The 8,493-nt window shown below is 65.8% G+C and carries 10 protein-coding genes; 4 read left to right on the top strand and 6 right to left on the bottom strand.

What is annotated here, in order from left to right; all coding sequences use genetic code 11:
• Positions 1 to 1,089, top strand: a 1,089-nt coding sequence (locus B5G43_RS16705; RefSeq protein WP_143382901.1) for an N-acetylmuramoyl-L-alanine amidase, incomplete at its 5' end; no start/stop codon positions are given.
• 120 nt (positions 1,090 to 1,209) lie between these two features.
• Positions 1,210 to 2,874: a formate--tetrahydrofolate ligase gene (locus B5G43_RS16700; protein WP_087263321.1), complete on the top strand. Its 1,665-nt coding sequence runs from the start codon at positions 1,210 to 1,212 to the stop codon at positions 2,872 to 2,874.
• A gap of 127 nt (positions 2,875 to 3,001) precedes the next feature.
• On the opposite strand, the gene rplS is transcribed toward B5G43_RS16700, so the two are convergent.
• Genes rplS through B5G43_RS16685 form a run of 3 tightly spaced genes read right to left on the bottom strand, consistent with a single transcriptional unit; the run spans position 3,002 to position 5,044 of the window.
• Entirely contained in the window at positions 3,002 to 3,343 is a 342-nt protein-coding gene (gene rplS, locus B5G43_RS16695; protein ID WP_087263319.1) for a 50S ribosomal protein L19, read from the bottom strand.
• Positions 3,334 to 4,047 carry a site-2 protease family protein gene (locus B5G43_RS17440; RefSeq protein WP_158097458.1) on the bottom strand — a complete coding sequence of 238 codons (714 nt, stop codon included), beginning with the start codon at positions 4,045 to 4,047 and terminating at the stop codon, positions 3,334 to 3,336. Before B5G43_RS17440 ends, rplS begins: the two co-directional genes overlap by 10 nt.
• On the bottom strand, positions 4,034 to 5,044 hold the full coding sequence (locus tag B5G43_RS16685; protein WP_087263317.1) for a M23 family metallopeptidase: 1,011 nt from the start codon (positions 5,042 to 5,044) through the stop codon (positions 4,034 to 4,036). The genes B5G43_RS17440 and B5G43_RS16685 overlap by 14 nt, the downstream gene beginning before the upstream one ends.
• A 116-nt stretch (positions 5,045 to 5,160) precedes the next feature.
• Here B5G43_RS16685 and B5G43_RS16680 point away from each other — a divergent pair, with 116 nt between their 5' ends.
• The gene (locus B5G43_RS16680; RefSeq protein WP_087263315.1) at positions 5,161 to 5,502 is read left to right on the top strand and encodes a GIY-YIG nuclease family protein; all 342 of its coding nucleotides are present in this window, start codon (positions 5,161 to 5,163) and stop codon (positions 5,500 to 5,502) included.
• 47 nt (positions 5,503 to 5,549) lie between these two features.
• On the opposite strand, the gene B5G43_RS16675 is transcribed toward B5G43_RS16680, so the two are convergent.
• The 3 genes from B5G43_RS16675 to alr all read right to left on the bottom strand — a co-directional run bounded on the left by B5G43_RS16675 (position 5,550) and on the right by alr (position 7,842).
• Positions 5,550 to 6,050, bottom strand: a complete 501-nt coding sequence (locus B5G43_RS16675; protein ID WP_087263313.1) for a hypothetical protein — start codon at positions 6,048 to 6,050, stop codon at positions 5,550 to 5,552.
• Positions 6,051 to 6,153: 103 nt separating this feature from the next.
• Positions 6,154 to 6,519 carry a type II toxin-antitoxin system PemK/MazF family toxin gene (locus tag B5G43_RS16670; protein ID WP_087263311.1) on the bottom strand — a complete coding sequence of 122 codons (366 nt, stop codon included), beginning with the start codon at positions 6,517 to 6,519 and terminating at the stop codon, positions 6,154 to 6,156.
• A gap of 198 nt (positions 6,520 to 6,717) precedes the next feature.
• Positions 6,718 to 7,842 (bottom strand): alanine racemase, encoded by a 1,125-nt coding sequence (gene alr, locus B5G43_RS16665; protein ID WP_087263309.1) that lies wholly within the window; start codon positions 7,840 to 7,842, stop codon positions 6,718 to 6,720.
• A 234-nt stretch (positions 7,843 to 8,076) separates the two neighbouring features.
• On the opposite strand from alr, the gene B5G43_RS16660 reads away from it, so the two are divergent.
• Positions 8,077 to 8,457 (top strand): hypothetical protein, encoded by a 381-nt coding sequence (locus B5G43_RS16660; protein WP_087263307.1) that lies wholly within the window; start codon positions 8,077 to 8,079, stop codon positions 8,455 to 8,457.
• The last annotated feature ends 36 nt before the right edge of the window (positions 8,458 to 8,493 follow it).

The raw sequence follows: 8,493 nt of genomic DNA, 5'->3' as shown, positions 1-8,493 counted from the left end.
GGGGTGGACTGGGATCAGGAGAGCCAGAGCATCCTCATCACCAGTGACCCGGCCTCCCAGCCCAGCCCCACGCCCACTCCCACGCCGACGCCTACCCCGACCCCGACGCCGACGCCCACTCCCTCGCCGGAGCCCTCCGTCACCCCCACCGAGGAGGACCGGGGCAAGATCGTCTCCATTGAGAGCGACGACAACGCCCAGTCCCTCTTCCTGGCCACCGACCACGTGCCCAAGATCCAGGTCACTGACCTGGGCGACCGGGTAGCGGTGGACGTGCTGGGCGCCACCATCACGCCCACCTCCGGCACGGTGACCATTGAAAACGAGGTCATCACCGGCGTGCGCTACTCCCAGCACGACATCACCTCCCTCAACTATGGCTATCCCCACACGGTGCGCTTCGTCATCGACCTGAAGGACGGGGCCTCCTACTCCAAGAACCTGACCGTGGAGACCGAGGTGGGCGGCGTCCGCATCACCTCCTATAATACAGAGACCCCCGATGTGCCGGACGAGCCCATCCCCTCTCTGGATCCGTCCAAAAAGACGGTATGCATCGACCCGGGCCACGGCGGCTCCGCCTCCGGTGCCTACTACGACGGGGTGATGGAAAAGGACCTGACCCTCCCCATGAGCCTCTACCTGAAAGCGGAGCTGGAGAAGGCCGGCTACAATGTCATCATGACCCGGGACACCGATGTGTACATGACCCTCACCGAGCGGTGCCAGTACGCCAACAACGCCGGCGCTGACATCTTCGTCTCCATCCACTGCAACGCCCTGGCGAACAACACCAACTACCAGGGCCTGTTCACCTTCTACTCCACCGGCAGTACCAAGGGCCAGCGCCTGGCCCAGTACGTCCAGGACGCCACCGCCGAGGCCACCGGGGCCATCAACCGGGGCGTCCAGAGCAATTCCGACTACACGGTGCTCCGCAAGACCAACATGCCCGCCATTCTCATCGAGACCGGATTCATGAGCTCCCCGGAGGAGCTGGCCAAGCTCTCCGACTCCAGCTACCAGAAGAAAATGGCCCAGGGCATCGCCGCCGGGATCGACGCCTATTTCCGCGCCTCCGGCTCATAACGACAAAAAGCGAAGGGACTCCGGTCCCTTCGCTTTTTTACGCCCTCCCGGCGGTTGACACCCGGGGCGGGCCGTGCTACCATGAATGAAAGTGTCCCATGAAAAAAAGGAGGCCGCGCCATGAAAACCGATATTGAGATCGCACAGGAAGCCAAGCTCCTCCCCATCGCGGAGGTAGCCGCCAAGCTGGGGGTGCCCGAGGACGCCCTGGAGCCCTATGGCCGCACCAAAGCCAAGCTGGACCTGAACGCCCTGCGGGACCTGCCCCGCAAGGCCAAGCTCATCCTGGTCACCGCCATCAACCCCACCCCCGCCGGCGAGGGTAAGACCACCACCAGCGTGGGTCTGGCCGACGCACTGTGCCGCAAGGGTGAAAAAGCCGTGCTCTGCCTGCGGGAGCCCTCCCTGGGCCCCGTGTTCGGCGTCAAGGGCGGCGCGGCCGGCGGCGGCTACGCCCAGGTGGTCCCCATGGAGGAGATCAACCTCCACTTCACCGGCGATTTCCACGCCATCGGCGCGGCCAACAACCTCCTGGCCGCCATGCTGGACAACCACATCCAGCAGGGCAACGCCCTGGACATCGACGTGCGCAAGATCACCTGGAAGCGCTGCGTCGACATGAACGACCGGCAGCTGCGCAACATCGTGTGCGGCCTGGGCGGCAAGGTCAACGGCGTGCCCCGTGAGGACGGCTTTGACATCACCGTGGCCAGCGAGATCATGGCGGTCCTCTGCCTGGCCACCAGCCTCACCGACCTGAAGGCGCGGCTGGGCCGCATGGTGGTGGCCTACACCCGGGACGACAAGCCCGTCACCGCCCACGACCTGAAGGCCGACGGCGCCATGGCCGCCCTCCTGAAGGACGCCATCAAGCCCAACCTGGTCCAGACCCTGGAGGGCAATCCCGCCCTCATCCACGGCGGTCCCTTCGCCAACATTGCCCACGGCTGCAACTCCATCATGGCCACCGACACCGGCCTGAAGCTGGGCGACTATGTGGTCACCGAGGCCGGCTTCGGCGCCGACCTGGGCGCCGAGAAGTTCCTGGACATCAAGTGCCGCTACGGCGGTCTGACCCCCAACGCCGTGGTGCTGGTGGCCACCGTCCGGGCCCTCAAGTACAACGGCGGCGTGCCCAAGGCCCAGCTGGGCGAGGAGAATCTGGAGGCTCTGGAGAAGGGCCTGCCCAACCTTCTGCAGCACGTGGAGAACATCACCCAGGTGTTCGGCCTGCCCTGCGTGGTGGCCATCAACGCCTTCCCCACCGACACCGCCGCCGAGCTGAAGCTGGTGGAGGACAAGTGCAAGGCTCTGGGCGTCAACGTGGCCCTCAGCGAGGTGTGGGCCAAGGGCGGCGAGGGCGGTCTGGCCCTGGCCGATGAGGTCATCCGCCTGTGTGCCCAGGAGAACCACTTCCGCTTCTGCTACGACGTGGAGTCCTCCATCGAGGAAAAGCTCCAGGCCATCGCCACGAAGATCTATCACGCCGACGGGGTGGACCTGACCCCCGGCGCCAAGAAGCAGCTCAAGCAGCTCACCGAGCTGGGCTTTGACAAGCTGCCCATCTGCATGGCCAAGACTCAGTACTCCTTCTCCGACGACCAGAACCTGCTGGGCGCGCCCCGCGGCTTCCGCATCACCGTGCGCAACCTGAAGGTCTCCGCCGGCGCGGGCTTCCTGGTGGCCCTCACGGGCGACATCATGACCATGCCCGGCCTTCCCAAGGTCCCCGCTGCCGAGAAGATCGACATCGACGAGAACGGCGTCATCTCCGGCCTGTTCTAAGCTTCCCAAGTACGCAAAACCGCTCCCTCCGCCTGAATTAGGTGGAGGGAGCGGTTTTATGTTCCGGCGGGTAAAAAGAACCGAGCGGAGGCCGGTCTCCCGGTCTCCGCTCGGTTTGAGGCAAAGATTAGATGCGCTCCTTGACCTTGGCGCTCTTGCCCACGCGGTCGCGCAGGTAGTACAGCTTGGCGCGGCGCACCTTGCCGTGACGGACCAGCTCGATCTTCTCCACGGAAGGAGCGTGGATGGGGAACACCTTCTCCACGCCAACGCCGTAAGAGACGCGGCGGACGGTGATGGTCTCCTCGATGCCGCCGTGCTTCTTGGCGATCACGGTGCCCTCGAACACCTGGATACGCTCACGGTTGCCTTCCTTGACGCGGATGTGCACGCGGACGGTGTCGCCGATGGCGGCCACGGGGGGCTCAGCCTTCAGCTGCTTCTCAGTAAAAGCCTTCATCAGATCCATGGATGGTTCCTCCTCAGTATATAGGCGTTCGTGCATCGTTTTCTGCCGTCTCTGTTGGCGGCCGGCGCAGAGGAGCGCCCTTTTTCAGACTTTGGTATTCTATCACACCTTCCCCCCGATTGCAAGGACTTTTTTCCTTTTTCCAAAGTGAGCAGAGCCAGCCACGCCCCGGTGAGAAATAAGGTGGGGTTGGCGGTGCGCACCATGAGCCACAGGCCCCCTGCGCTGAGGGCCAGGGACAGCAGCGCGGATACACCCCGGCACAGTCTCTCCGCCCAAATCTGCCGGGGCAGCAGGGCCCGCAGCGCCCGGCCGCCGTCCAGCGCCTCCACCGGCAGGAGGTTGAAGCAGCCCAGCGCCAGGTTGAGCCCCGCGAAGAGCCACGCCCCCTCCCCCAGCGCCCCCGCCAGACGGGCGGAGCCCGCCGCCAGAAGGAAGTTGGCCCCCGGGCCTGCCAGCGCGCAGGTCAGCGCCGGCAGGGGCTCGCCCAGGCGCGCCCCCTCCAGGCGCATCTCCGCCCCCACGCAGGTCAGGCACACCCGGCGCACCCGGCCGCCCCACAGCCACACCGCCAGAACATGCCCCAGCTCATGGCAGGCCGCGGCCAGCGCCGCCGGGAACAGCAGGCCATCCTCGTCCAGATAGAACAAAAACGCCAGAAGCAGCAGGAAGCCGGGGCTGATCTGCCACTCAGTTCGTCTCAATATAATAGACGGGATTGAGGCGTACCCCCTGGAATTTCACTTCAAAGTGGAGATGGGGACCGGTGGCGTTGCCGGTCTCCCCCGCCAGGGCCACCGTCTCCCCTGCCGCCACGGTCTGCCCCTGCTGGACACAGAGCTGGCTGCAGTGGGCATAAAAACTCTTCACGCCGTTTCCGTGGTCGATCTGGAGGTACAGGCCGTACTCGTCGGGGCTGTCGCCGATGTACTCCACGGTACCGGCGGCAAAGGCCCCGATGGGGGTCCCGGTGTTGACCGCCAGGTCCACCCCATTGTGGAACTTCTCCTCACCATACACCGGGTGCTCCCGCCAGCCAAAAGGCGAGGACACCCACCCCACCACCGGCGACACCGTCTCGCTGAGCCCTAAGGCGTACTGGTCCATGGTGGTATTGGCGGGCAGCGCCGGACCGTCATAGTCCACATGGACCACCGCAGGCTCCGCCTCTTCTTCCGGCAGCGCGGGGGCCCCGGTTCCGGCGAAGGGGTCCGCCCCCGTCTCCTGGGGCTGGCTCCAGTTCCCCTCCAGCAGTTCCTCCGCGCCCTTTGCCTCGCCCCGGGCCAGGCACGCCGCCACCGCCTCCGTGAGGGCCCCGCCGCCTGCGTGGTCCGAAGCGGAGAGCTCCGCCCCCTCTTCCGGGGCAAAGACGCCGCTCCAAAGGGTCTCCAGCGTCTCCCCCATGGGCTCGCCCGCCTCCAGCGACTGTCCCAGGGACAGGAAGGCCGCCGTGAAGTCGGTATCGGCGTGGAGAATGGCCCCCAAGGTCTCCCGCGCCTCGTTCAGACGCTGGGGAAAGACCCCCTTCCCCACCAGCACCACCGCAAAAAGCAGGGTGCACACCAAAAGCTGCAAAAGCCGCCGCTTCTCCCGGGGCGCCAGCTCCACTTTGGCCCCCTTTTTCCGGCTGCTGCTCCGGGGCCGGGAGGTAGTCCGCTCCCCCCGCCGCCGGGTCCAGTCCTGATAGGTCATTCCCTCCATGGGACAGCCCTCCCTTCTCCCGAGTTCCCCTTATCTTATGTGGGGCGAACGGGCCTTATGCACCCGGATTTGCCACGGCGGCGGTTTTGGGGTATACTGAATGGGAGGTGAATGCCATGGACCAAAAGCGCAAAGAACTGCTGCAGCAGTACAAAGACCGGGACGTGGAGATGGGAGTCATCTTCTTTCGCTGCGCCCAGACCGGAGAGACCTTTTACGGCGTCTCCAAGGACACCCGGGCCGACCTGAACAGTGTCCGCTTCAAGCTCTCCGCCGGCAACCACCCCAACCGGCGGATGCAGGAGCTGTGGAATCAGTACGGCCCGGCGGATTTCCTGTGTGGGGTGGAGCAGGTCCTCAAGCGGGAGGACCCCAATGAGGACCCCGAGCCGCTGCTGGAGGCCATGCGGGACAAGCTCCTGGCCGCCGACCCCTCGGCGCGCAAGATCTGGCGTTGACCAAAACGAAACCGGGCGGGACTGTGACAGTCCCGCCCGGTTCGTATTTACTGGATGGTGTAATTGCCCCGGACCATCAGGGTCACCGCCGTGGAGGCCGACACGCCGCGGCCCTCGATGGTGGCCAGGTACAGGTGGTTGGCGGTCAGAGCGCCGCCATTGGCCAGCGTCCCGCCGCTGGTCATGTCCACCAGTCCGGGCGAGGAGTCGGACACGCACACCGCCGTGCCGCTGCGCAGCAGGATCTCACAGGAGGAGCCCGCCACCAGCTTCTGCCCCTTGGTGAGGTTCACGATCTCATAGGTCCCGCCGCTGCCGCCGGAGCCGGTCCCGGCCGCCTGCTCCAGCTTGTCCTCCAGCGCCGCCTCCCGGGCGTCCAGCTTGGTGTCCACCTGGGAGAGGATGGACGGGGTGAATTTGTCGGTCAGGTAGCTGAGCGACACCAGCGGGTCGCTCTGGCTGCCCTGACTGGCCGCCAGCACCGCCAGCGTCAGCGCACAGGCCATGGCCGCACCCACCGCCAGGCGGGTGATCCAGATCTTTTTCATAAGTACCTCCTCGGTATCTCGCCTCCGGGCACACGCGGCAGCGGCTGCATGGATATGTAGCCGCTGCTCCGCGCCACGCCCGGCTCCGTCTGCCCGGTCGGGGTCAGACCATCTGCTGTGGATGCAGACCAAAGCTCACCGCAATGGCCGAATCGACCTGCTTCATCAGCGCGCTGTCCAGCCGCCCCATATGCTCCCGCAGCCGGCGTTTATCCAGCGTCCGGATCTGCTCCAGCAGGACCACCGAGTCCTTGGGCAGTCCGTAGCTCCCGGCGGCAAACTCGATATGGGTGGGCAGCCGCGCCTTCCCGGTCTGAGAGGTGATGGCGGCCGCGATGACCGTGGGGCTGTGGCGGTTGCCCGTATCGTTCTGCACGATCAGGACCGGACGCACGCCCCCCTGCTCGCTCCCCACCACCGGACTCAGGTCGGCATAGAAAATATCTCCTCGTTTCACGCTGTTATCCACAAGTACTCACACTCCGCGGTCAGATAGTAGCGGGTTCACAGGGGCGTTCCCCCTGTGGGCCAGGCTACTATGATTCTCCCACGGGACGGCGGATTTTATACACCGGCGGGCGAAAACCTGCCCGCTCCGGACCCTCCGCCGCCGGTCCGGCGATACTCTCCCCGCGCCAGTCTATGCATGTACACGCGGGGGCGTGCCTCAGCCCCGGTAGATGCGGGGCACCCGGCGGCTCACCGCCGAGAGAAGCTCATAGGGGATGGTGCCGGCCAGAGCGGCCGCCTCCTCCACCGGCTGCTCGGGGCCGTAGACGGTGGCCACGTCCCCCACCTGCACGTCCTCCCCGGCGTCCACCATGGAGAGGTCCATGCACACCCGGCCCACGATGGGGCGGGACACGCCGTGGATGGACACCGCGCCCTGGTTGGAGAGCACCCGGAAGAACCCGTCGGCGTACCCGATGGGCAGCACGGCCAGCCGCGTCTCCTTCTCCAGCCGGGCGGTGCGGCCATAGCTCACATAGGACCCGGCAGGGACGGTGCGCACCGCCGCCACCCGGGTGCAAAGGCGCATCACCGGCTGGAGCCCCGGGCCGTCCAGCCCCTCACAGGAGGGGTCGGGATAGTGACCATAGAGGGCCAGGCCCGGGCGCACCATGTCCAGATGGGTGCAGGGGAACTTCAGGGTAGCCGAGCTGGCCGCGCAGTGCCGGATGGCAAAGGTGATCCCTCTCCCCTTCAGTGCCTCCAGCAGGTCCAGGAAGCGGGTGAACTGGAGCATGGTAAACTCCTCGCTGCTGTCTGCGTCGGAGAAATGGGTAAAGATGCCCTCGGCCTCCAGCCCCGGCAGGGCGCACACCGCGGCGATCTGCTCCACCGTGTCGGCCATGTGGGCCTCGTCGCACACGAAGCCCAGCCGGGACATGCCGGTGTCCACCTTGACGTGGATCTTTACCGGGCGTCCCTCCGCCTGGGCCGCCTCCGAGAGGGCCTTGGCGCTCTCCAGGTCCCCCACCGACTGGGTCAGCCGCAACCGCACCGGCTCGGCCGCCAGGGGGATGGGGGTGGGACCCAGGACCAGAATGGGGGCGGTGATGCCCGACACCCGCAGCTCGGCGGCCTCGTCGATGCAGGCCACCGCCAGATAATCCGCGCCCAGCTGCTCCAGACGCCGGGCCACGGCCAGAGATCCATGTCCGTAGGCGTTGGCCTTCACCACGCCCAGAAACCGGCAGCCGGCGGGCAGCATGGCCCGCAGCGTCCGGTAATTATGATCCAGCGCGCCCAGGTCGATCTCCGCCCAGGTACGCTTCTGATGCTGTTCCATCAAAATGCCTTCTTTCTCCTCCCACGCGGATCGGGGGAGGTGCCAAAGTTATACCCATCATACCACAAACCGGCCGTCGGCTCAACCGGAAATCTGCATCCGCCTTTCATTGGATTTTAATGTTTCATTCACAGAAACTCAAAGACATTTTCGGAAAGATAGGCTATACTAGAGGCATATCAGGGGAGCGCGTTCCCCAAACTGATTTTTGCGAAAACAGGAGGCGAACCTTTTATGTGGCAAGATCTGGAGAAAGCCCTGCGCAACGTGGCCTATGCCGGCGTAGGCGTGGCCGCCCTGGCCGTTGAGAAGGCCGGTGAGGTGGGCAAGGTCCTGGTGGAGAAGGGCGAGATCGCCGTGGAGCAGGGCAAGCAGTTCAACGAAGAGCTGCAGCAGAAGCTCCAGGACGCCGCCCAGAAGCGGCAGGAGGAGCGGTTCAACGACACCATCTCCTCCATGTCCGCCCAGGAGCGGGACGACCTGCGCCGCCGTCTGGCTGAGCTGGATGAGCTGGAGAAGGAGGCCGAGGCCTGCGCCACCGGCGAAGTGCCCGAGGACAACATCACCCACATCCACACCGAAGAGCCCAAGGACGACGGGGACGACACCCTGTAACACAGCAAAAAGCGGGGGGGGGGGGGGGGGGGGGGG

Origin of the sequence: Flavonifractor sp. An92 (genome assembly GCF_002159175.1) — a bacterium.
In the GTDB taxonomy this organism is placed as follows: domain Bacteria; phylum Bacillota; class Clostridia; order Oscillospirales; family Oscillospiraceae; genus Pseudoflavonifractor_A.
Note: the sequence above shows the minus strand (reverse complement) of the source record. Positions and strands in the feature narration are given on the sequence as shown.

Bases quoted from the DNA above. Each gene is read 5' to 3' on its own strand.
- alr (WP_087263309.1), bottom strand. From the start codon at position 7,842: ATGGAACAGCATCAGAAGCGTACCTGGGCGGAGATCGACCTGGGCGCG.
- B5G43_RS16700 (WP_087263321.1), top strand. From the start codon at position 1,210: ATGAAAACCGATATTGAGATCGCACAGGAAGCCAAGCTCCTCCCCATC.
- B5G43_RS16675 (WP_087263313.1), bottom strand. From the start codon at position 6,050: ATGAAAAAGATCTGGATCACCCGCCTGGCGGTGGGTGCGGCCATGGCC.
- B5G43_RS16685 (WP_087263317.1), bottom strand. From the start codon at position 5,044: ATGGAGGGAATGACCTATCAGGACTGGACCCGGCGGCGGGGGGAGCGG.
- B5G43_RS16660 (WP_087263307.1), top strand. From the start codon at position 8,077: ATGTGGCAAGATCTGGAGAAAGCCCTGCGCAACGTGGCCTATGCCGGC.
- B5G43_RS16680 (WP_087263315.1), top strand. From the start codon at position 5,161: ATGGACCAAAAGCGCAAAGAACTGCTGCAGCAGTACAAAGACCGGGAC.
- rplS (WP_087263319.1), bottom strand. From the start codon at position 3,343: ATGGATCTGATGAAGGCTTTTACTGAGAAGCAGCTGAAGGCTGAGCCC.